The organism is Brevibacterium sp. UMB1308A, from assembly GCF_030230605.1.
In the GTDB taxonomy this organism is placed as follows: domain Bacteria; phylum Actinomycetota; class Actinomycetes; order Actinomycetales; family Brevibacteriaceae; genus Brevibacterium.
In genome coordinates this window covers 1-21,491 of the sequence record NZ_JASPDO010000022.1, presented here as the reverse complement: position 1 = coordinate 21,491, position 21,491 = coordinate 1, and the positions used below count along the sequence as shown (strand labels likewise).

Below are 21,491 nucleotides of genomic sequence, written 5' to 3'. Positions count from 1 at the left end.
CTCCCTCCGATCAATGGTGTACGCGTTCAGCGTATCGCGACCGACACACAAAAGATCTGAAAAAACAACGGTAAGTCCGCATTTTGGATAACTGTGCATGAGTGAGTATTGTTCGAACTGCTGAGTAAAGACCTTGCACACGTGCGTCACGAACAAAGGAGAACGGATGCATATCTCAGTCCCCACAGAAGTCAAAAACAACGAAAACCGCGTCGCAGTCACTCCTGCTGGTGTCACTGAGCTTGTTCGCGCTGGTCACACGGTGACTGTGCAGAAAGGCGCGGGTGTTGGATCGGCTATCTCTGACGAACAGTACATCGAGGCTGGCGCACAGATTGCCAATACAGCGGAAGAAACCTGGAAAGCCGGCGAGATGGTTATGAAGGTCAAAGAACCTATCGCATCTGAGTACGGTTTCTTGCGTGAAGACCTCACACTGTTCACCTACCTGCACTTGGCAGCTGACGAGCCACTCACCAAGGCACTTCTTGAAGCTGGCACGACCTCTATCGCATATGAAACGGTCCAGCTGGAAAACCGCGGGCTACCACTCCTCGCGCCCATGTCGGAAATCGCTGGGCGCCTTGCCCCGCAGGTAGGTGCCGCTGAGCTTCTTTCACCCCGAGGCGGTCGCGGAGTTCTTCTTTCAGGTACCCCGGGCGTTGAACGCGCCCACGTCACCGTAATTGGTGCTGGTGTCGCTGGCACGAACGCGGCCCGAATCGCTGCAGGCATGGGTGCGCATGTGGAAATCATCGACATCAACATTGCACGTCTGCGTCAGATTGACGAGACCTTCGGTTCGCTCATGCAGACTACCGTGTCGAACGCTTATGAGATCGAGAGGGCTCTGTCGACTTCCGACCTGGTAATCGGTTCTGTTCTGATCCCTGGTAAGCGTGCGCCTAAGTTGGTTACAGACGACATGGTGAAGAACATGCGTAAGGGATCGGTTCTGGTTGATATTGCGATCGACCAGGGTGGATGCTTTGAAAATTCGCGTCCTACAACTCACGACGACCCCACGTTCAAGGTTCACGACTCGATCTACTACTGCGTGGCAAACATGCCGGGCGCTGTTGCCGCTACCTCCACGCGTGCATTGACGAACGCAACCCTGCAGTACGCAACGAAGATTGCGTCGATGGGCTGGAAGGACGCCATGCGCAAGGACCCTGCACTGGCAAAGGGTCTGAACACTGACGCGGGTCATGTCACGAACGACGCAGTTGCAGAAGCGTTCAACATGGAGTTCACACCGGTCGACGAGATTCTCAAGTAGTTTATGACGAGTCACATAGGGGTCCAGCCATAAGCTGGGCCCCTATGACTATCATGGAAGCATCATGACTTCGATTGGTAACCTCACTAAAGGCACTGTTTCGCCTCAGCTGTCCGTCCCGTCTTCAATTCCACGCCCTGAGTACGTGGGCAAGCGTGAACCCACTGAAGGTTTGGGCGGAAACATGTACACGGATGAAGAAATTGAACGTGTACGGATAGCTGGACGGATCGCCGCGAACGCAATCGTGGAAGCTGGAAAAGCGTGTATCCCCGGGAAGACTACTGACCAGATTGACAAGATCGCACACGAATTCTTGCTCGACCACAACGCGTATCCGTCATGCTTGGGCTACCGTGGTTTCCCCAAGTCCATCTGTACTTCTGTCAACGAAGTGATTTGCCACGGCATCCCTGACTCCACTGTCCTTCAAGACGGTGACATTATTAACCTAGACATCACTGCGTACATCGGCGATATGCACGGTGACACCAACTACACGTTCCTTGTCGGTGACGTTGACGAAGAGTCGAAACTCCTGGTGGAACGCACATACGAAGCAACCATGAGGGGCATCAAGGCCGTAAAGCCTGGGCGTGAAATCAACGTCATCGGTCGCGTCATCGAAAAGTACGCTAATCGTTTTGGCTACGGCGTGGTACGCGACTTCACCGGGCACGGTGTAGGCCGAGACTTCCACACAGGACTCATCGTCCCCCACTACGACGCAGCCCCTGCACATAACGAAGTCATGGAGCCGGGAATGATCTTTACGATCGAACCCATGCTCAACCTCGGCACTGAGAAATACGACGCGTGGGACGACGGCTGGACAATCGTGACAAAGGACCGCAAACGTTCTGCCCAGTTTGAACACACCCTAGTGGTGACCGAAACCGGATCAGAGATCTTGACCCTGCCCGATCAGGAATAACGAGGAGTAGCCGTGTCAGAGCAGTGGGCTGTGGGAATTGATATTGGCGGAACTGGCATCAAAGTCGCATGTGTGGACTGGGCAACAGGCACCCTCATGGACGAACAGCTTCGCATTCCCACTCCCCAGCCTTCAACGGCTACGAATGTGGCAAAGGCCGTAGGCCAGGCTCTCAACGAACTTGAAGAGCGCTCACGCCACACGATCCCTGACGGAATACGGTCACTGCCCATTGGGCTTGCCTTCCCCGGATCAATTCGCCGAGGAAAGGTGACCTTTTTAGGGAACCTGGACCAATCGTGGATCGGAGAAGATGTTTCGACCGTCTTCTCATCCGTGACGGGTGCGCAGTGCTTGTTCTTGAACGACGCAGATGCTGCAGGTCTTGCCGAAATGCGCTTTGGCGCGGGTTCACAGGCCCAGGACAAATCAGTTCTCATGCTCACTTTGGGGACCGGGATCGGGTCGGCCCTGTTTACACGTGGCGAACTATATCCGTACACCGAATTGGGCCACATCACTGTCGACGGCAAAAATGGTGAACGCTACGCTTCTGTGTCCACAAAAGACCGCGAAGGGCTCACGTACGAAGAATGGGCCGGACGCCTGCAAAGATACCTCGACCAGATCGTGCTCCTAACGAATCCGGAACTCATCATTGTGGGTGGCTGGATTTCCTCCCAGCACGCGTCGTGGTTGCACCTCATCGACGTGCCAGTCCCCGTTGTCACGGCACAGTTACACAATGACGCAGGGATCGTGGGGGCCGCGCTGTTCGCGCACCAGCACGCATGATCCGGGCCGGTAAAAACCTGTGAGGGACAGGCCGCGTATACGCCGGGTTTTGTACGTGGGGCAGTTACCCGCGTCCACGCGACGACAATCTATCTAGGCGACGTGTTGCCACGGCGCTCAAGCGATCCACCCGACAGCTAAGCGAGCAGCCTACGCTGTCTGTCTGATCTTGCTCCCGGTGGGGTTTACCAAGCTATTCCAGTCACCTGGAACACTGGTGGTCTCTTACACCACCTTTTCACCCTTACCACTTACGTGGCGGTCTGTTTTCTGTGGCACTTTCCCGCGAGTTACCCCGGGTGGGCGTTACCCACCACCGTGCTCTGTGGAGCCCGGACGTTCCTCGTTTTCACGTAGTCGTCCCACGACCTGTCCAGCGGAACATTTTACCTTAGGATCGACGTGTGATTATTCTTTTGCCTCCGTCGGAATCCAAGACTCCGCACACGCACGGCGATCCGCTGAACCTTGACCAGCTGTCTTTCCCAGAACTCACTGAGGATCGCTCACACATGTGTGACACACTCATGGAGATTTCTGCCCGCGAACGCGGGTGGGAAGAGTTAGGTGTGAGTCAACGCTTGGCGCCGGAAGTGGAACGCAATACGGAACTTTTTACCGCCTCGGCCGGGCCTGCCATCAACACATACACGGGTGTCCTTTACACGGCCTTGGACGCGGACACGGTGACACATGAGGATCGCTTGGACGCGGTGTTCATCAGCAGCGCCCTGTTTGGTGTGGTGAATGCGCGTGATCATATTCCTGCCTACCGGTACACCATGACTCCCAAGCTCGCTACGTGGTGGAAGAAGCGGCTGTCACCGGTTTTGGATGACGCGTGGGCCGCCGAGGTCGTTGTCGACTGCCGTTCGGGTACTTACCGGCATGCGTGGCCGGGGGCGAATACGCTTCCAGTCAAGGTGGTCACTGAGGCTGACGGGGTGCGCAAAACTGTTTCACACAACGCGAAACATACACGTGGGCTGGTGGCGCGACACCTGCTAAACCGAGACGAGCAGATACCCACGACTCCCGAAGGCGTGGTGGACGCGCTTGAGGAGGCGTTCACTGTCGAGCACGACCACCCTGAGATCACGATTGTGGTCTGAGAGTTCACCCTTCCTTGATGACGTAACTGTCGCACTCTTCGCATTCGGCCACACTGTACGGGCCTGAGTTTGCCAAGGCGTCACGGGCTGTTCCGCTGAGTGCCGCACCGCACCCGCCGCAGCTGCCTGCGCGTAACGTGGCAGCTCCGGGCCCGTCCTGGGCGCGTTGTGTCACCTGAGTGCCAAAGTCCCCCATGTTCTTCGCCAGCCCCGCCAGTTGTGACGAAAGCTCTTGGGCCTGAGCGTCAAGCGTTGTGGCTGTGCGCGCGCGTTCTTCTTGGAGCTTTTTTCCACGCGCGGCGATCGCGTGACCTTCTTCCGTGGCGGTTTCCACTGCGGAAGTAACGCGCTCTTCTTCTTGCAAGGCCGCAAGGTGTTCGTCCTCTGTGCGTTGCAGTTTTTCCTTGAGCGTGTCGATCTCTTTGCCGATCGCTACCAGGTCGCTTGACGTGAGCCCAGTCCCGTCGTTCATCCGTTGTTCGCGCCCGCTGATTTCCGCTTCGAGGTCGGTGCTACGTGCGTTGAGTTCGCGCACCTGCTTTTGAACGGCCTCACGGTGGGCGTTCAACTTTGCGATCTTCCCCGCTTGTTCCTTGTGCTGAGCCACCAGCGCGGTGAGTTCCTCTTTGAGCTCTTTTTGCTGTGCGTCTGCCCGGTTCTTGCGCAGTTGTGCAGATACCCGAATCCATTCAAGGGTGGCGCTGTGCTGTTCAGGCGTGAGTTCCATGGCCGTCCTCTCCTTAGGCGTCGTCATGGGATGCAATGCGCAGGTCCCATGGGTCGGTACGGGTGGTGGAGACGTGAATGTCGACGTCAAAGCCGTTCTCTTTGAGCTTCTCCCCCAGCTGAGTTGCGGCAATGCTCATCCATGGGGATTCGGCCGCCCAGTGTGCCACGTCGATGAGGTGTGGCGTGTTGGTTGTTCTGTGGGAGGTGTCACGGGCTTCCGTTGCAGGGTGGTGACGCAAGTCCGAGGTGACATAGACGTCAGCGCCGTGGGCCCGGACCTCGTCGAAGAGGGAGTCACCTGAGCCTGCCAAAACGGCTACCCGTGAGACGGTCGCGTTGGGGTCTCCGGCCACGCGGATTCCGGTTTTAGTTGCTGGTGTTGAGCGGGCAAGAGTGTATGCAAGTTCTGAGACTGTGCGGGGTTTAGGAAGGGTTCCTACGCGTCCCAGGCCAACGCCTTCTGCGTGGTTGGGGCCCGAGGTGATTGGCTGCCGGTCTGTGAGTTCTAGCATGTCGGCCAGGACGTCAGATACGCCACCTTGCGCTGAGTCGGCGTTGGTGTGCGCGTTGTACTGTGCGATGCCATGCGAAATGAGCCGGGTAAGGGCACCGCCTTTTAACGTGTGTGCAGCGACGCTGGTGACACCGCGGAGAAGAAGCGGGTGGTGGGTGAAGAGCAGGTCGGCGTTGAGAGCAACTGCTTCGTCGATCACCGCGTCCATGGGGTCAAGAGCCATAAGAATCGTGGACACGCGAGCGTTGAGATCACCGGTTGCGAGGCCGTTGGAGTCCCATGATTCGGCGTATTCGGTGGGCCACAGTTCTTCGATGTGCGCGATGATGTCTGCAAGTGTCGCGTGTGTCATGTCTCTACTCTTTCATATGTCGCGTGAGCTTAACGGTGTACCTGAGCACGTGACACGTCTCAAGTTTTGAAATATTTGTCATCTTTTATGATTCGCACGCATCTGGTGGTTGGATTCTTTTTATGACTTCAATCACATCTGTTAACCGCAACACGATCTCCGACGTTATCCGCCGCTCCGCGTCACGCGTCCCAGACAAGACCGCAATCGTTTTCGATGACCGTTCATGGACGTATGCGCAGCTGGAATCAGCAGTGACCGCTGTGGCTCGCCACCTGGTAAGTCAAGGCCTTGAAAAAGGCGACCGTGTGGCAGCGTTTGACAAGAACAGCGACCTGTTTGCCATTTTGTTCTTGGCGTGTACACGCGCCGGACTCATTCACGTGCCTATCAATTACCAGCTCACCCGTGAAGAGCTGGAGTACATGCTGGAAAACTCGGGTGCAAAGCGCGTCTACGTGGGAAGTGAGTTCATTCGCCACGTGCAATCGGCAAAGGCTGAGAACGTAGAGATTGTTCCCTTCGCAGACCTCCTGGAAGTTGCACAGCAGACAGACGTAGAGCCTTCGGAGCCAGGCGAGTTCGACGTCGTCGACACGGACATTGCCCAGCTCCTGTACACCTCGGGAACCACTTCCCTCCCCAAGGGTGCGATCATGACGCACCGCGCCCTGCTCACCGAATACCAGTCAGCATTGCTGACGCTGGACCCCGAAGAGTCCGACCGTTGGGTGCACGCACTTCCTCTGTACCACTCCGCGCAGATGCACGTTCTGCTGATCCCGTCCTTGATGAAGGGCTCGTTTAACATCATCGTGCCTGCACCTGTGACTGGGCAGCTGCTAGAGATCATTGAGCGTGAAAAGATCACGGCGTTCTTCGCTGCTCCTACTGTATGGGTTGCAATCGCTCACCACCCAGACCTGCAGACCCGTGACCTGTCCAGCTTAAAGCGTGCCATGTATGGTGCTTCGATCATGCCGGGACCAATCCTGAAAAAGCTGCGTGAAACTCTTCCCAACCTCGGGTTCTACAACTGCATGGGGCAGTCCGAACTTGGTCCCCTGGCGATTGTTCTACGCCCGGAGGAACACGACGAGCGCCCAGACTTTGCTGGTCGTCCCGTTCCGTTTGTGGAAGCCCGTTTGGCTGACCCGGAAGGCAACGACGTCGCACCTGGTGAGCAGGGAGAGATTCTGTACCGCTCGCCTCAGCTGTGCCTGGGTTACTGGGACAAACCAGAAGCCACTGAAGAAGCTTTTGCGGGAGGTTGGTTCCACTCTGGTGACCTCGCTGTGGCCGACGAGCAGGGCTATATCAAGGTTGTTGATCGTGTGAAGGATGTCATCAACACCGGTGGTGTTCTGGTCGCAGGTCGTCAGGTTGAAGACAGTATTTTCGAACTCGACGCAGTTGAAGAGGTAGCTGTTGTTGGTCAGCCGGACGAGAAGTGGATCGAAGCGATCACTGCCTACGTCGTTGTGAAGGAAGGCCAGGAGCTTGACGAGACAACGGTGATCGAGCACGTCAAGGAACGTTTGGCAGCCTTCAAGGCACCTAAGGCTGTTCACTTCGTCGACGCGTTGCCAAAGAACTCGGCAGGTAAGATCCTCAAGCGCAAACTGCGCGAGTCATAAGAATCCTCGACTCTACATCTGCTCGTCTAGGCACACCTACTCGCCTAGGCGAGCAGATTCGTCTGTCACGTAGCCAGAAAGGCGACGTTGCAGCTGCTCCACCCACCGTGGTGGCATGCCTGGTGCGTCGATGAGGGCGCGAATTCCTTGAGCGTCGGTGCGGTCGATGTTCATAACCCGGTTGACCTCGGGCAGAGCCACGCTTCGCGGTTCCCGCTTGATGAATGTCACTGGGTCATTAGTTCGTATGGTGCCGGGTTGAAGAATGCGCACATAGAACCCGCTGCGCCCCGTGCTTTGTACTAGGCGGGGTAGCTCTTTCATGTTCCACCGGTGCGCCAGTGTTGTGCATGGCCGGCGAATCTGGGAGACCTGCACTGTGACTTCACCTATTTGCAGGGTGTCGGCCAGGTGAATGTCGCGCATGGCAATGCCGTCGATCGTGACGTTTTCGAAAAAGTTCCCCGGCTGAAATTGGTAGCCGTCAGCCGCCCATTGCGTGTAATCGTCGTAAGTGTAGAGCAGGAGGGCCTTTTCTGGGCCACCGTGTACTTTCCGGTTGCCCTGTTCATCGCCTTCCGCGCCATGAGGGTGAACCGCGATCGTGTCAACGAGATGCTTATGAGCGCCGGTGAAGATATCTCTTCCCGAGTAGTTCTGCCACTGGGCTTTTCCAACCCACAAGTGGGTGACGGTTCCGGTAAATTTTGTGTGCACGTGTATTGACTTTACACAGCCGGGTCTAAACATTCCGCCTTACACAATGGTCGGGATAACAGGATTTGAACCTGCGACCTCCTCGTCCCGAACGAGGCGCGCTACCAAACTGCGCCATATCCCGGTGCAAAACTGCCCGTCCATCTTAACGCTGACGCGCCACTTCACCTAATCACACTTCACCTAATTACACGGAAGTGTGCTCTTCTTCACGCAGTTTCTTCAACGTTCGAGGGCTCCGGAGTGCCAACAGTGCGTACAAAATAGCTACAAGGTCCACAATCTCTTGCGTCAACGCACCAAACACGGCAGGAATAGCGCCCGTTGCGGCCACCAGCATTAACCCCACGCTCAAGATGATGCCCAACCAAATAGCGGTCAGGGCAACAGACACTGTGTGCCTTGAGATCGCAAGGACTTCCACAACCGAGCGCAAACTATTACGCAAAATCACACCATCTGCCGCCTCGGACGCGGCTGTTGCGCTCTTAGCCCCAATAGCCAGCCCAACGTCAGCGCGCGCCAAAACCGGGGCGTCGTTAATCCCGTCACCTAGCATGAGGACGGGACTGGGCTTGGTTTCGCCGGCAAGCCGAACTTTGTCAGGTGGCAGAAGATCAGCCTTGACATCGTCAATGCCAGCCAGTTGCGCAATGTGCTGGGCAGTGTGAGCGTTGTCGCCGGTGAGCATTGAAACGTTTTTGACACCGTTGTCGCGCAACCAGGATATGACCCGAGGTGTTTCTGGGCGAATCTGGTCCGCCAGCATGACTGTTCCGGCATAGGCGCCGTCGATGGCGACGAAGGCAGCTCCTTCGCCAGGCTCCAACGTAGGTGCTTCGATGGAGCCCACCGACTCTTCGATGAAGCTCTTTTTACCTACGCGCAGGTCGTGGCCGTCGATAACAGCCCACACGCCATTGGTGGCAACTTCGTCTGCCGTGTCGGTGTCGCTGAGGCTGAGGTTACGATTCCTAGCGGCCTCGATGATTCCGCGTGCAAGCGCGTGGGTGGAGTACTGTTCCGCCGAGGCGGTGAACCGCAAGAGTTCCTCCTCGTCCCAGCCGTGCGCCGGGACAACGCGGGTGACTTCGGGGGTTCCGCGGGTAAGCGTGCCGGTCTTGTCGAAGAGTGCCGACTGGATGCGGGAGAGCTGTTCGAGGACCGCGCCTGATTTCACGATTACGCCATTGCGCGACGCTTGTGCCGGACCACCAATAAAAGCAACTGGGGCCGCAATGAGCAGCGGACACGGGGTAGCCAGCACCATCACTTCAGCAAACCTGGTAGCCGAGCCACTGACAAACCAAGCAACACCACCGATGACCAGGGATAGCACGGTGAACGGAATTGCGTACCTGTCTGCGAGGCGCACAATAGGTGCACGGTTTTCTTCCGCCTCGCTCATGAGAGCAACGATTTGTTGGAACTGTGATTCGTGAGCTTGCTTTGTTGCGGTAACTGTCACTGCGGTGGTGCTGTTGACCACACCGGAGAGAATCTCATCGCCTGCAGTTTTGGTCACAGGCAGGCTCTCACCTGTCAGTGACGACTCATCGAAGCTCGCGGTGTCGCTTTTGAGCGTGCAGTCCACTGGAACGACTTCGTTAGGTTTAACAAGAAGTTGGTCACCGATTTCAACGTCTTCGACATCAATGTCTCTGGGCGTGCCACCCTCAAGGATGTGGCCGATTGCCGGTGAGTGTTTGAGAAGATTCTCTAGGTCGCGTGCCGCCCGGTGCTGAGCGTAGTCCTCAAGAGCTTCTCCCCCAGAAAGCATGAGGACCACAATGATGGATGCGAGCACTTCACCTACAGCTAAGGTGGACACCATTGCGACGACAGCAAGAATGTCCAGACCCCAGTTTCCACGGGCAATATCGCGGATCATGCCCACCAGGGTCACTACGATGAAGATCGCTACGTACACTCCACCGATCCAGGTGCCCAGGGTTTTCTGCCCGGACAGAGCCAAGACCCCGTACAACAATGCGATGACGCACGTCAGGACGACCCACATGTATCGGCGAAGTAGTGTTCCCATGTGGATATTCTTGAACATTCAAGCCTTTTCAACCAGGAAGGAAAGGCAATCCAAACGTAGGCTAAGGGATATGGCTCTGAGTACCGACATCATTACTGACGCGGCGTTAAAGATCGCGTCTGAGTTCGGTTTGGGCGACCTGTCTATGCGTCGTCTGGCCCGGGAACTCGATGTGCAACCGTCTGCGCTGTATTGGCATGTGGCTAATAAGCAGGAGGTTTTTATTTTGGTTGCGCGCCGCATGTCGGAGCAGGTGGATCAAGCGTGTGGCACTCCCCCGCACACGTTCACGCAGGTGGCTGTCCATTTGCGGCGCGTACTTGCGTCATATCGGGATGGCGCTGAGATTTTCTTGTTGGCGTTCGCGCTCAAAGGTGAGGAAGTCACGCCTCAGGTTCTTCAGGGCGCGGTGCGCGCCACCTTTCCCGAGGCGCACCAGACGATCCTTGAGAGGCTGGTTTCGTTTGTGGTGGGTTTCGTTGCGATTGAGCAGAACCGTGAGTTGTATGGAACCACTGGTGTATCGAGTGATGAAGATTTTGAGGCAGCGGTACAACTTTTAGTTGATTGAGAAGTCAACCCCTGGCGCGATGTTTAGCACCTCCGCGAGTGGTTGTATGAATATGTGAACAAAGCATTTCAACAGCCGTCACGACGTGACTGGTTCGGGCTCGCTGTTTTATCTGTAGGTTTGGGCCTCATTGTGCTCGATGGAACCATCGTTGGGGTCGCTTTGCCGACCATCATTCGTGATCTGGGTTTGAACCTCACGGACGCACAGTGGGTAAATAGTTTATACGCAGTCGTGCTTGCTGGGTTGCTTCTCACGACAGGGAATCTGGCGGACCGTTGGGGACGCAAACGACTGTTCATTGCTGGAACCGCTGTGTTTGTTCTGGGAAGTCTTCTGGCCGCGCTTTCTCAAACTGCGGGTGTGCTCATCTTGTCCCGGGCAGTCCAGGCAGTTGGTGCGGCACTGATTATGCCGTCAACATTATCCACTGTGAATGCGGTGTTCCGCGGTAAGTCACGTGCGGTGGCCTTCGGCGTGTGGGGTGCCGTAATTTCTGGTGCCGCTGCGGTTGGGCCGCTGGCGGGCGGCGCTTTAACTCAGTGGGTGTCGTGGCACTGGATTTTCTTAGTGAATCTGCCCATTGGTTTGTTGGTGATTGTGGCGGCCGCGTTTACTGTGCCAGAAACCCGAGGGGGCAAAAAGCTTCCGGGGATGGATGTCGATGGCGCGCTCTTGAGCGCGATAGGATGCGGGGCACTTGTTTTTGCGATTATTGAGGGCCCCGATTTAGGTTGGTGGACACCCCGTTCCGATTTCGGCGTTCTGGGGTGGGTCTGGCCGGTTTCCGCACCGGTCTCAATTGTGCCTGTTGCCCTGGCGGTGTCGATCGTTGCGATCATTCTCTTTGTTCTGTGGGAAAAACACAGAGCCCGCGTTCAGCGCGACGCTCTTCTCGACCTCGACCTGTTCAGTTACAAGACCTTCTCCTGGGGTAACCTCACCGCTGCCATGGTTGCTGTGGGCGAATTTGGAATCATTTTCGTCCTTCCGCTGTACCTGATCAGCGCCCTGGGTATGAGCGTGATGGGGGCGGGCCTCGTGCTTGCGGCGATGGCTGTTGGTGCCTTTGTGTCAGGTGCGGCCGCGCGTCATGTGGCGAGAAGGTTCGGTGCGCCTGGCACGGTGCTGATTGGTCTAGGGCTAGAGGTGTTTGGCGTTGTCGTGTTGGCGTTCCTTGTTGATCCTGGGATACCAGGGTGGGTCGTAGCGTTACCACTAACGGTGTATGGCGTGGGGCTTGGTCTGGCTTCTGCGCAACTGACAGGTACGGTGCTACAAGATATTCCTGTGGATGTGTCTGGCCAAGGTTCGGCGACGCAGAGCACAGTGAGGCAGATCGGTTCGGCTTTGGGAACCGCGGTTGCAGGCGCAACCTTAGCGGTTTCTTTGGCGATTACCCTGCCGGGTTCTCTGGCTTCAGCCGGGTTCACGGGAGCTCAGGTAGACCGGCTAGCTGAGGCCACTCGTGTTTCGGCAGGTACTGTTTTGGCGCAGTTACGGTCGCAGGGGCCTGCCGGACCGTTAGGTGAGCAGACCCCTGTTGTAGTGGACGCATTAACTCAAGGCTTTGCGTCAGCTGTTTCGTGGGTCCTCCTGGCTGCCGCCCTGTTTCTGGTGCTGGGATTAGCAGGAGCGTGGCAGGTCAAGCGCCAGTCGAAGTAACTGCGGATTAACTGCACAGGCGTTGACCCGTGGTGAGACGGCTTTAGACGAAGAGCTGGAGGGATTTCAGCACAATCTGTACAAGGCCGTAACCCAAGCCCACTGTCACGATCGCCGTGAGGACCCACGCCGCAGCAGTGTGTAGCGCGTTTCCGGCATTCACGGCGATACCACCGTCTTCACCTGTCTTGAGGTTATGACTTGCCGCGATCTGTTCAACTTCTTCGTCACTTGCGTAGTGCTTGTCAGCGACAGGACGCATGAGCGCGTTTGCGATGAAACCTACCGCCAAAACACCCACCATGATGAACAGACTCAATTGGTAAAGAGCCGGTCCTTCAGCTCCAGTACTGCGACGGGCTTCAAGCACCGTGTTCACAATGAGTGGTCCAGCGACTCCTGCGGCTGACCACGCGGTGAGCAGGCGACCGTGGATCGCACCCACTTGCATAGTGCCAAAGATGTCTTTGAGGTAGGCGGGCATGGTCGCGAATCCTCCGCCATAGAACGACAGGATCACCAGGGTTGCCAAGATGAACAGAATAAGGGAACCGTGGCCGATCAGCGCGACCAACAGGTAGAGGCCAACTCCAACGCCCAGGTAGACAATGTAGATGAACTTACGTCCGGTGATGTCCGATACGGATGACCATAGGAAGCGGCCACCCATGTTAGCCAAGGACAGCAGCCCAACATACCCGGCAGCAGATGCCGGTGTGATCTGCGAGAAGTAGTCCTGGATCATTGGTGAAGCGCTTTCCAGAATTCCGATACCCGCGGTCACATTGGTGAAAAGCACGACCCACAACAACCAGAACTGAGGAGTTGAGATGGCTTTGCGTGCGGTAACGTGGCGGGTGGTCTGCATCGACTTTGACTTCACGGATGCAGGGTCCCATCCCTGGGGCTTCCAGTCTGGGTGTGGAACGCGAACAACGTAGGCACCAAGAGCAATCACGACGGCGTACACAACTGCCAAAACAATGAAGGTGGGGAACACGCCGGCGACCAGGTTTTCTGGGGAGTCGCCGCCACCAAAGGCAACCATGAGTTGGTTAGACATTGGTGAAGCGATAAGTGCACCTCCACCAAAGCCCATGATGGCGAGCCCAGTTGCTAGCCCTGGACGGTCAGGGAACCATTTGATCAGGGTTGAGACTGGGGCGATGTACCCAATTCCGAGTCCGATTCCTCCGAGGAAACCGTAACCGAAGTAAACAAGCCACAGTTGACCTGTTGCGATACCGATCGACGCAACAAAGAACCCAATGACCCAGAAAGCACCTGAGACGAGCATGGACAGGCGTGGACCGACTTTCTCGACCCATGTTCCACCGATTGCAGACGAGATACCGAGCATGGCGATAGCCACCGAGAAGATCCATCCGACTGCAACTTCACCCGTGTTGAAGTGCTCGACGAGTGGCATTTTGAAAACCGAGAACGCGTACACCTGTCCAATGCACAGGTGGATTGCGAGAGCTGCTGGTGGGATGAGCCAGCGGTTGTACGACGTAGGTGCGGTGATACCGGACCTGGTGAGAACTGACATGCGTACTCCAAACTAGGAAACACAAGTGTCACGCTAGCCACGTTGAGAGCGTGACACCCTGAAATTCTTACAATGCTTACTCAGCATTCACTCACGTTATCTTAAAGTGAGCGGTTTCACACGGCATTTAGCCCGGTATTTCTGCTTGGATTGATAAGAGCATTCCGCAAGGCACGTTGTTTATGAAAAGCGCAAGACCGGCCGGGCAAAAGCCCGACCGGCCGGGAAGAGTCGCGCCAGTATCGTCAGATCTCTATTTAAGCTCGACGACTGGAGATAATCATGGCGACAGCACCAACAGCAAGCAATGTGATTCCTGCAATTCCGACCGCCAGATTAGTGCCACCGGTACGCGGCAGTGAATTGGAAGCGGTAGGGCTCGGCTTAGCGTCGCTCCCCTGCGAGCCTGAAGTCTCTGCGGCGCCGGGCCCGTCCGCTCCGGGCGCTTCCGCACCAGGATTCTGGCCTTCTGGGCCCTGAGCTTCCGGTTCGTTCACTTCCGGTTCCTTCACCTCGGGGTCATTGACTTCCGGGTCCGTCGGCTCGCCGTTGCCATTCTCCGGAGTGCCCGGTTCGTTTGGCTCCTGAGCCTCAGGCACCTCGGGCTCCTTCGTGTCCGGGTCAGTCGGCTCATCGTTGCCGTTCTCTGGGGTGCCGGGTTCGTTTGGCTCCTGCGTTTCAGGCACCTCGGGTTCCTTAGTGTCTGGAACTTCAGGTTCCTTCGGTTCCTGTGGGGCCTGCGTTTCCGGTTCCTGTGGGGCCTGCGTTTCCGGGTCCTTGGGGTCCTGCGTTTCTGGGTCCTTGGGGTCTTCGGCAGGGAACAGCGCGTTCTTCTGCTCCTCGTCGAGGTTGATGTTGGAGCGGTAGAGGACCGTGTCGTCGTTCGGGTTGCCGTGAGCAACCCACACGACGGTATCATAGTCGGTGTCCTCGTTTAGCTTGTCTGTTGCTGCGGTCACCTTGGCATCGAGCTTGCCGTCCTTGATCTTGTCAGCGGGAACGTATTCAACGGCAACCGGTTCCTTCGACGACATCGCAGCAGAAGCCGCCTTAGCGGACGGACGCGACAGTTCGATTTCGCTGTTCTTGACCTTGCGGTCGACAACGGCGACGTAAACACCGTTGGCGTCGCGGCCCGTGCTGGCCTTGGGCAGCACGCCGTAGCCTTCGCCGGTCACATTGACCGTCAGGCCCTCGTCAGAAACAGAGGGCGTGCTCTTGGTGGTGTTCTTAATCGTCTCTTCATCGACCTGCGGTTCGGGCTCTTCAGCCGTGTACTCCACGGTGATCTCAGTCGGCTTTTTGCGTGGGTCCGCGGCCCCGCCGGAGGTGTACCAGTATTGGGTCTGGCCTGTCTGTACGTTGAAGTCCACCCAGCTCTTGGGGAATGAACCCCAACCGTCCTTCTCCTTATTCTGGTCAGGCTGTCCACTGTCAACACCTTCGTAGTCAGGAGTGACGGTGAAGCCGTTTTCATCGAGCTCAACCTTGTTGTTCTTGAAGTCGGCAATGGTGCCTTCAACAGGCTTGAGCTTCTCCCACTTGGAAAGGTCTGCCATGTCGGTCCCGTAGCCGGAGAAGGTTCCGGTGATCTTGCCCTTGCCGTTATTCACCTCGAGCTTCGGGTTACTCACCGACCAGTAGGTGTACCCGGAGTAGTACACCACGGTAAACGAGCCCTCCCACTGGATGGTCCCAGAGTTCGTTTCAGGGTCGATTGTGCCCTTACCGCCGGAGATCTCAACAAAGTTGCCCGACCGCTTGGCGTTTTCGCCGTTCCACGTGTTGACGCGCTCACCTGCAGGCGTTTGGCACTTGTTGTCCCACGTAATCGGCTGTGTGCCACCATCAGCGGTGGGACGCAGGATCTTGACGTTGCCCTCGTCCGGGCTGAACAGCTTCTTAGCTTCGGCATCTTCCTTCGACCACGGTGAGGACTGCCCGGCATTGCCGGATACGCCGGCGGACAAGAAATTACATGTGCCTGGAGCGAAAGCACCTGCACCGGATTCGGCGTTAATACCCCAGCTGAAGACAGCGTCGGAAACATTCACTTCTGCTGCCTGAGCGGGATGAGCAAACAACAGTCCCGCGCCTCCCAACGCGAGTGCCACGCTTCCGGCCACGCCGGCGCGCCAGCTAAAGCGCGAAGGCGCGCTTGATGATGACTTCATGGTTCTCCTTGTGAACGTGATGCGGCACTTTACAGCTCGCAATCTTTTACGACATAGTCACTTGACCTAAGTAACTTAGGTAAGGCTATCATTAGCTAAGCGTAACCTGTTAGTCAATTCACAGATCAGTGATAGTTCGCTTAAAGCGTCCAACGCACTGGCACGGAGAAACATGCAATGAAAATCACATCTCGAGCTCAACGTCGGGACACAGAGCCCGACGTTAAAGCTTGGTACAACCGCACGAGGTGGCGTGTACCTCGCCGGACCAAACGCCGTGTAACAGTGACCGCAGCGGTGCTCGCAATTGGGCTTTTCCTGTGGAACAACGGTTTCCACAACATCGGCACGCTCAATGCTGCTCACTCCAACGAGTGTGTTCCCCCACCGGCAACCCCTGCGGCGCAACTTCCGGACATCCCGGAAGTTCCCAGCTCAAAGAAGCTACCGGTCAGCAAGATCCACGGCCCGACTACCGCCTACACTCGGGCCTCCGAGATCCGGCCAATTGCAGATTTCGCAGATCAGCAACAAACCCTCCCAGTGACCGTCACCTCGGACGATGGTCCCGAACAGACGGTGCGTGACACCTCGAGAATTCTGGCGGTCAACCAGAACGGCGGGTTGGCCGCCGCGGTTGTCGGCCTGGGCCTGGGTTGCAATTTGATCGGCCGAGATGTTTCCACCCAGATGTCATCACTCATGCCGGGACAAAAAGAGCTTCCGCTGGTCACTCAGAATGGGCACGAACTCAACGCGGAGGCGATCCTCAATCTGGCACCCACCGTGGTGCTAACGGATTCGACCATCGGCCCCTACGACGTCCAACTGCAACTACGCAATGCCGGCATTCCGGTGGTGTTCATTCCTTCTGCGACGGAGGACGGTGTGCAGGGTGTCAGCCCGCAGATCGTTGCGGTTGCAAAGGCGCTGGGCCTGCAGGATGCGGGTGAGCAACTGGCTAAGCGCGTGGACGAAGAAATTACTGAAACCGAAAAGAGAATCCATGCGCTTGCCCCGGACAACCCGGCCGACCGTCCACGCACGGTGTTCCTGTATCTGCGTGGCGACATCTATTACTGGTTCGGCAAGGGTTCCGGCGCCGATTCCCTCATTCAGGCCATTGGCGCCCGCGATGTTGCGACTGAAGTCGGCTTTTCCGGCATGTCCCCAACCAACGCTGAGGCGCTTGTGAAAGCGGCCCCGGACGTCATTTTGGTCATGACGAAGGGCCTGGAGAGCGTCGGCGGTATCGATGAAGCCCTCAAGCTGCCGGGCATTGCGCAGACACCCGCCGGCAAAAACCGTCGGATTGTCGACATGAGCGACTACGAGGTGATGAGCTTCGGCCCCCGCACTGCGGAGGTCATCGCCGCCTTGGGCACTGCGGTCCATACCCCCGAATACGCCTACGTCCCACAGGAAGAGTCCGCTGAAGCGGACGCCTAAGGAGAGAACTCTTGAGCACTACTCATTCCAGATCTGCCGAGCGTGTCAATGCTCCCGCACCTTTTGCCGGTTCGCCTTTGGAAGAAACGCACACGAGGCGCCGCTCCCGCTCTACTTCTTCGACACCTGCCACCCCGGTTCCAGGGGGCAGGCACAGTGAGAAGAATTACGGGAGGGTTTCGGCTGCCTGGGTAACGACCGTCTTCACAACTTTGACGGTGTTGCTACTTGGCGGAACTCTGCTTTCGGCAATGTTGGGTCAGCTGTTCATTCCGCCGAAGGAGGTTGTGGGATCTGTCCTGCAGTCGGTGGGTATCAACTGGCTGCCGGGTCCGTCGCACGAGTTCGGTTCTGAGGCTCTGTGGGAAGTGCGCTTCCCGCGGATCGTTCTGACGGTTTTCGTAGGCGCTGCCCTGGCTATAGCGGGTGCGGTTATGCAGGGAATCTTCGGAAATCCGCTGGCTGAACCGGGCACGATCGGAGTGTCTTCCGGTGCTGCCGTCGGTGCGTCGTTCGCCTTTCTGCACGGCCTGAGCTTCCTGGGCGGATTCACGGTTCCGCTCCTGGCGTTTGTGTGCGGCTTGGTGACCACCATCGTGGTGTACGTGTTGGCGCGGTCAAACGGTCGGACGGAAGTCGTCACCCTGATCCTCACGGGTGTTGCGGTCAACGCGATTTCCGGTGCGCTCATTTCGTTCATCGTGTTCAAGGCCCCCACGCAGGCACGTGAGCAGATCGTGTTCTGGCAGATGGGCAGCTTCAACGGCAGCCGGTGGGAACAGGTTGCGATCGTCGTTCCGCTGGTGGTCGTGGGAATCTTCCTCACGATGTTCCTCGCCCGCGGCCTGGACCTGGTGTCGCTGGGTGAAAAGGCAGCCCGCCACCTGGGTGTCGATGTTGAACGTCTGCGCCTGTACGCCATGATCCTGTCGGCTCTGCTGGTCAGTGCGGCTGTTGCGTTTGTCGGCATCATCGCCTTCGTTGGTCTGGTCGTTCCCCACTTGATGCGCATGCTGTTGGGACCAAGCCACCGTCTACTGCTGCCGGCCTCAGTGCTCGGCGGCGCGGCACTGCTGACCTTTGCTGATCTTGCTGCACGTACGCTCATCGAGTTCGCTGACCTCCCGATTGGCATGCTCACCGCGCTGATCGGTGGTCCGTACTTCTTCTACCTGCTGCGCCGCAGCCGTCGTGAGGCAGGAGGCTGGGCATGATCGAAAAGCTGCGTCAGGCCCGCGAAAGTCGTCTGCCGGAAGTACCCGCACCTGGAAGCACGGTTCTGTCGGTGGACGACGTGACGGTGTCCTATGACGGGGAAAGAAAAGTGCTTGAGGGGGCCAGCCTGGAGGTCCGGGCCGGCGAGGTGCTGGCTCTTGTCGGTCCCAACGGCGCCGGGAAGTCCACCCTGCTGGGTGTCATCACCGGCGATGTTGAGGAAGAATCCGGGTCAGTCACCATCAACGATCACCCGTCCTATGCCTGGAACACCCGCGAACTGGCTATGCGCCGGGCTGTTCTGCTGCAGCAGGTCGATGTGTCCTTCCCCTTCACGGTGCTCGAGGTCGTCGAAATGGGCCGAGCCCCATGGCAGCGGACGCAGGCGGCAGCTGATGACGACAAGATCGTGTCCGCGGTGCTGGAGCGCACGGATACGAGCCGCTTTGCTTCCCGCACCTTCACCTCGCTGTCCGGCGGTGAGCGTTCGCGCGCCGCTTTGGGCCGCGTCCTTGCACAGGCAGCCCCGATTCTGCTGTTGGACGAACCGACAGCAGCCATGGACATCCGCCACCAAGAACTTGTGCTGACGATTGCACGTGAATACGCGGCCACCGGCTCCGCTGTTGTTGTGGTTCTGCACAGCCTTGACCTGGCCGGAGCCTACGCAGACCGCATTGCCTTGCTCAACAACGGCCGCATTGCTGCTGACGGCACACCGGAAGACGTGCTGACAGCCGAGCGGATCAGCGAAGCCTACGGCCATCCCGTCACTGTTCTCACCGACCCGATATCCGGTTCACCGCTCGTGGTGCCGGTTCGCCCTTCCAGAAAGGACATGTCATGAATCAGCCTGGACACGCACCGGGCAGCCGGAAGAAGCGGCTCGGTCTGCGGCGGTTGGCAGCCACGGCTGCCGCTGTTCTCATAGGCGGCATGGGCGCCTTCGCTAGTGCCGCTGTCGCTCCCGAACCTGCCGAGGCGGCCGCCCGGGTTTCTGTGTCGGGCACGCCTTCTGTTGACGGCACCTCGACCCTGAAACTCTCCGGCAGCGGTTTCCAGTCGGTGCAGAACGGCTTCGGCGGTATTTATGTTCTGTTCGGTGTTGCCGAAGGCACGTGGCAGCCCAGCAAGGGCGGCAAAACGGGCACGAACCTGCGCTACGCCTATGACGATGAATCGAATCCGGTGGGCTATCAGCTTTTTGTCACGTTCCCAGGATCGTCGACAGCGCACGCTGCCAACGGCGGCACGCTGAAGGCCGACGGCACGTGGTCATCCGAGATCATCCTGCCGGGCGCTCGCTTCACGTCCTATGACCGTGACCGCAATCCGGTTGATGTTGACTGCACGCGTGAACGCTGCGGCATCATCACGATCGGCGCACACGGTGTGTCGAACGCACAGAACGAAACCTTCACGCCGATTGAGTTCCCGGTTGCGGCAGCAGCTGGCCAGTCCGGTGGCGAACAGGCGCAAAACAACAGCGCTACCGGAGAGTCAGCTGCACCCAAGGACAATGCTTCGAAGGACAACAAGGACCAGAAGGACGCAGAAGCCCCCGCCACGCCGGCACCGGGAACAGCGGGTGGACAACAGCCAGTTTCAGGGCCGCTGCTGGAGCCCGATCAGATTGATGCATTCAACACGAATGCCAACCGCATGGTGTTTCTGCTGATGATCGGTGTTGTTCTCGCCATCTGCGCAGTTGCTCTGGCAGTGGGAGTCGGTTCCTACATGGCTGTGAAGTCGCTGCTTCTAGGAGTCAACCCCGAGGCGCTTGAGCGTGTCCGTACTCGGAGAGCTAAGCGCGCTATTGCTGCGGAGCAGAAACGTAAACGCAGACTGCAGAAGTTCCGTGAGAAACAAGAGGCGCGCACGCGCAAATACGAGAGAACTGTTGATACCAAGATCGCACGAGCTGACATGCATGATTCGGGAATGCGTCATCCGGTAATCAGCAAACAATACTCGTACACACAGCAGCCGAACACACAAAATGAGACGTCACGAGGACCCATGCGATTCTTTGAACTTATCGAGGACAAAGAGAGCTCCTCCGGTGATCAGCAACGGCAGTCTGCAGCTAGAGGGAAGCACATGCATTCCCAGGGAGCAACAGCCAACACAGACAGTGGGAACGCTCCAACACTTGTTATGGAGCGAGTCGCTGACGACTGGGCAGAGTCAAAGGAGGAAACACGTTGAAGCGATCAATAGCCGCATGGGTGGCAGCTGGAACAATAATCTTGATTCTGGTGTTCGCTACAGGACTACTCGTAGGTACAGCAGCCTTGGCATCACCGAACAGCGAGTCTGGGACTTCCGAAGCTGATTCGTCTAAATTAGAAGTCTCAGACGCCGTTCTGACGTGGGGAATCAATGCAGAGTCCGGGTCAGGTGCGTACCTGCCCGGTTCGTGCAACTTCCTTTCCGCAGGTGTGGCGGCTGACAACGGGGGATCCTCACTGTGGCCGAATGACGCCGAAAAGCGCGGACTGTTCAAAGCCCAGGATGGCAATGTCAAGATTCTGCGCCCCACCGCTGATGGTGGCACACAGCCGATTACGTGGGACAACAAATGCCAAACGCCTGCAGGCGAGCGCGTCAACACTGCAGGTGTGAGTTCTGGAAACTACGTCCAATTTTCTGGTGGCACGGGAGACGTGGACACCGCAACGAACTCTGGGACCATCCAGTGGGAGGGCTCGTTTACCGTGGTGTACTACTCCGGGTACACCTACTGGTC

17 protein-coding genes, 1 tRNA gene, 1 other RNA gene and 1 pseudogene are annotated in these 21,491 nt (G+C 57.6%); 12 read left to right on the top strand and 8 right to left on the bottom strand.

Annotated features, from left to right (window positions below; genetic code table 11):
- Positions 1-166: 166 nt before the first annotated feature.
- From ald to ppgK, 3 genes are all read left to right on the top strand, one after another.
- The gene (gene ald, locus QP868_RS09515; RefSeq protein ID WP_284926326.1) at positions 167-1,282 is read left to right on the top strand and encodes an alanine dehydrogenase; all 1,116 of its coding nucleotides are present in this window, start codon (positions 167-169) and stop codon (positions 1,280-1,282) included.
- A gap of 64 nt (positions 1,283-1,346) precedes the next feature.
- Positions 1,347-2,216 carry a type I methionyl aminopeptidase gene (map, locus tag QP868_RS09510; RefSeq protein ID WP_284926325.1) on the top strand — a complete coding sequence of 290 codons (870 nt, stop codon included), beginning with the start codon at positions 1,347-1,349 and terminating at the stop codon, positions 2,214-2,216.
- Between the two features lie 12 nt (positions 2,217-2,228).
- Entirely contained in the window at positions 2,229-3,011 is a 783-nt protein-coding gene (gene ppgK / locus QP868_RS09505; RefSeq protein ID WP_284926324.1) for a polyphosphate--glucose phosphotransferase, read from the top strand.
- A 22-nt stretch (positions 3,012-3,033) separates the two neighbouring features.
- Here the strand turns inward: ppgK and rnpB are convergent.
- Positions 3,034-3,384: RNase P RNA component class A (gene rnpB / locus QP868_RS09500), an RNA gene on the bottom strand.
- Between the two features lie 31 nt (positions 3,385-3,415).
- Between rnpB and QP868_RS09495 the strand changes: the two genes are divergently transcribed.
- A complete protein-coding gene (locus QP868_RS09495; RefSeq protein ID WP_284926323.1) occupies positions 3,416-4,123 on the top strand; it encodes a YaaA family protein in 708 nt (235 codons plus the stop codon).
- A gap of 4 nt (positions 4,124-4,127) precedes the next feature.
- Here QP868_RS09495 and QP868_RS09490 read toward each other — a convergent pair whose 3' ends face one another.
- Together QP868_RS09490 and QP868_RS09485 are read right to left on the bottom strand one after the other, a co-directional pair.
- Entirely contained in the window at positions 4,128-4,850 is a 723-nt protein-coding gene (locus tag QP868_RS09490; protein ID WP_284926322.1) for a zinc ribbon domain-containing protein, read from the bottom strand.
- Positions 4,851-4,863: 13 nt separating this feature from the next.
- Positions 4,864-5,718: a Nif3-like dinuclear metal center hexameric protein gene (locus QP868_RS09485; RefSeq protein ID WP_284926321.1), complete on the bottom strand. Its 855-nt coding sequence runs from the start codon at positions 5,716-5,718 to the stop codon at positions 4,864-4,866.
- Positions 5,719-5,840: 122 nt separating this feature from the next.
- Between QP868_RS09485 and QP868_RS09480 the strand changes: the two genes are divergently transcribed.
- Positions 5,841-7,355 carry a fatty acyl-CoA synthetase gene (locus QP868_RS09480; protein ID WP_284926320.1) on the top strand — a complete coding sequence of 505 codons (1,515 nt, stop codon included), beginning with the start codon at positions 5,841-5,843 and terminating at the stop codon, positions 7,353-7,355.
- A gap of 36 nt (positions 7,356-7,391) precedes the next feature.
- Here the strand turns inward: QP868_RS09480 and QP868_RS09475 are convergent, their stop codons facing one another.
- From QP868_RS09475 to QP868_RS09465, 3 genes are all read right to left on the bottom strand, one after another.
- Positions 7,392-8,072: an MOSC domain-containing protein gene (locus QP868_RS09475; protein ID WP_284926319.1), complete on the bottom strand. Its 681-nt coding sequence runs from the start codon at positions 8,070-8,072 to the stop codon at positions 7,392-7,394.
- A gap of 47 nt (positions 8,073-8,119) precedes the next feature.
- Positions 8,120-8,196: transfer RNA gene (locus QP868_RS09470), tRNA-Pro, on the bottom strand.
- A gap of 63 nt (positions 8,197-8,259) precedes the next feature.
- Positions 8,260-10,116, bottom strand: a complete 1,857-nt coding sequence (locus QP868_RS09465; RefSeq protein WP_284926318.1) for a heavy metal translocating P-type ATPase — start codon at positions 10,114-10,116, stop codon at positions 8,260-8,262.
- 70 nt (positions 10,117-10,186) lie between these two features.
- Between QP868_RS09465 and QP868_RS09460 the strand changes: the two genes are divergently transcribed.
- Both QP868_RS09460 and QP868_RS09455 read left to right on the top strand, forming a co-directional pair.
- Positions 10,187-10,687, top strand: coding sequence for a TetR family transcriptional regulator (locus QP868_RS09460; RefSeq protein ID WP_284926317.1), 501 nt, complete (start codon positions 10,187-10,189; stop codon positions 10,685-10,687).
- Between the two features lie 54 nt (positions 10,688-10,741).
- Positions 10,742-12,352 carry a DHA2 family efflux MFS transporter permease subunit gene (locus QP868_RS09455; RefSeq protein WP_284926316.1) on the top strand — a complete coding sequence of 537 codons (1,611 nt, stop codon included), beginning with the start codon at positions 10,742-10,744 and terminating at the stop codon, positions 12,350-12,352.
- A gap of 43 nt (positions 12,353-12,395) precedes the next feature.
- Here QP868_RS09455 and QP868_RS09450 read toward each other — a convergent pair whose 3' ends face one another.
- Both QP868_RS09450 and QP868_RS09445 read right to left on the bottom strand, forming a co-directional pair.
- Complete coding sequence (locus tag QP868_RS09450) at positions 12,396-13,904, bottom strand: OFA family MFS transporter (protein WP_284926315.1); 1,509 nt, start codon at positions 13,902-13,904, stop codon at positions 12,396-12,398.
- A 257-nt stretch (positions 13,905-14,161) separates the two neighbouring features.
- The gene (locus QP868_RS09445) at positions 14,162-16,078 is read right to left on the bottom strand and encodes an HtaA domain-containing protein (RefSeq protein WP_284926314.1); all 1,917 of its coding nucleotides are present in this window, start codon (positions 16,076-16,078) and stop codon (positions 14,162-14,164) included.
- A 177-nt stretch (positions 16,079-16,255) separates the two neighbouring features.
- Between QP868_RS09445 and QP868_RS09440 the strand changes: the two genes are divergently transcribed.
- The 5 genes and pseudogenes from QP868_RS09440 to QP868_RS09420 all read left to right on the top strand — a co-directional run.
- On the top strand, positions 16,256-17,527 hold the full coding sequence (locus QP868_RS09440; RefSeq protein ID WP_284926313.1) for a heme/hemin ABC transporter substrate-binding protein: 1,272 nt from the start codon (positions 16,256-16,258) through the stop codon (positions 17,525-17,527).
- A 212-nt stretch (positions 17,528-17,739) separates the two neighbouring features.
- The gene (locus QP868_RS09435; RefSeq protein ID WP_284926346.1) at positions 17,740-18,741 is read left to right on the top strand and encodes a FecCD family ABC transporter permease; all 1,002 of its coding nucleotides are present in this window, start codon (positions 17,740-17,742) and stop codon (positions 18,739-18,741) included.
- On the top strand, positions 18,738-19,589 hold the full coding sequence (locus QP868_RS09430; RefSeq protein ID WP_284926312.1) for a heme ABC transporter ATP-binding protein: 852 nt from the start codon (positions 18,738-18,740) through the stop codon (positions 19,587-19,589). Before QP868_RS09435 ends, QP868_RS09430 begins: the two co-directional genes overlap by 4 nt.
- Positions 19,586-20,950: a hypothetical protein gene (locus tag QP868_RS09425; RefSeq protein WP_284926311.1), complete on the top strand. Its 1,365-nt coding sequence runs from the start codon at positions 19,586-19,588 to the stop codon at positions 20,948-20,950. The genes QP868_RS09430 and QP868_RS09425 overlap by 4 nt, the downstream gene beginning before the upstream one ends.
- Positions 20,947-21,491, top strand: a pseudogene (locus QP868_RS09420) (hypothetical protein); the annotation flags it as partial. The gene QP868_RS09425 and the pseudogene QP868_RS09420, both read left to right, overlap by 4 nt.

Excerpts from the sequence above, each read along its gene's own strand:
- ald (WP_284926326.1), top strand. The coding sequence starts at position 167 with ATGCATATCTCAGTCCCCACAGAAGTCAAAAACAACGAAAACCGCGTC.
- map (WP_284926325.1), top strand. The coding sequence starts at position 1,347 with ATGACTTCGATTGGTAACCTCACTAAAGGCACTGTTTCGCCTCAGCTG.
- QP868_RS09490 (WP_284926322.1), bottom strand. The coding sequence starts at position 4,850 with ATGGAACTCACGCCTGAACAGCACAGCGCCACCCTTGAATGGATTCGG.
- QP868_RS09485 (WP_284926321.1), bottom strand. The coding sequence starts at position 5,718 with ATGACACACGCGACACTTGCAGACATCATCGCGCACATCGAAGAACTG.
- QP868_RS09480 (WP_284926320.1), top strand. The coding sequence starts at position 5,841 with ATGACTTCAATCACATCTGTTAACCGCAACACGATCTCCGACGTTATC.
- QP868_RS09465 (WP_284926318.1), bottom strand. The coding sequence starts at position 10,116 with ATGGGAACACTACTTCGCCGATACATGTGGGTCGTCCTGACGTGCGTC.
- QP868_RS09460 (WP_284926317.1), top strand. The coding sequence starts at position 10,187 with ATGGCTCTGAGTACCGACATCATTACTGACGCGGCGTTAAAGATCGCG.
- QP868_RS09450 (WP_284926315.1), bottom strand. The coding sequence starts at position 13,904 with ATGTCAGTTCTCACCAGGTCCGGTATCACCGCACCTACGTCGTACAAC.
- QP868_RS09445 (WP_284926314.1), bottom strand. The coding sequence starts at position 16,078 with ATGAAGTCATCATCAAGCGCGCCTTCGCGCTTTAGCTGGCGCGCCGGC.
- QP868_RS09440 (WP_284926313.1), top strand. The coding sequence starts at position 16,256 with ATGAAAATCACATCTCGAGCTCAACGTCGGGACACAGAGCCCGACGTT.
- QP868_RS09430 (WP_284926312.1), top strand. The coding sequence starts at position 18,738 with ATGATCGAAAAGCTGCGTCAGGCCCGCGAAAGTCGTCTGCCGGAAGTA.
- QP868_RS09425 (WP_284926311.1), top strand. The coding sequence starts at position 19,586 with ATGAATCAGCCTGGACACGCACCGGGCAGCCGGAAGAAGCGGCTCGGT.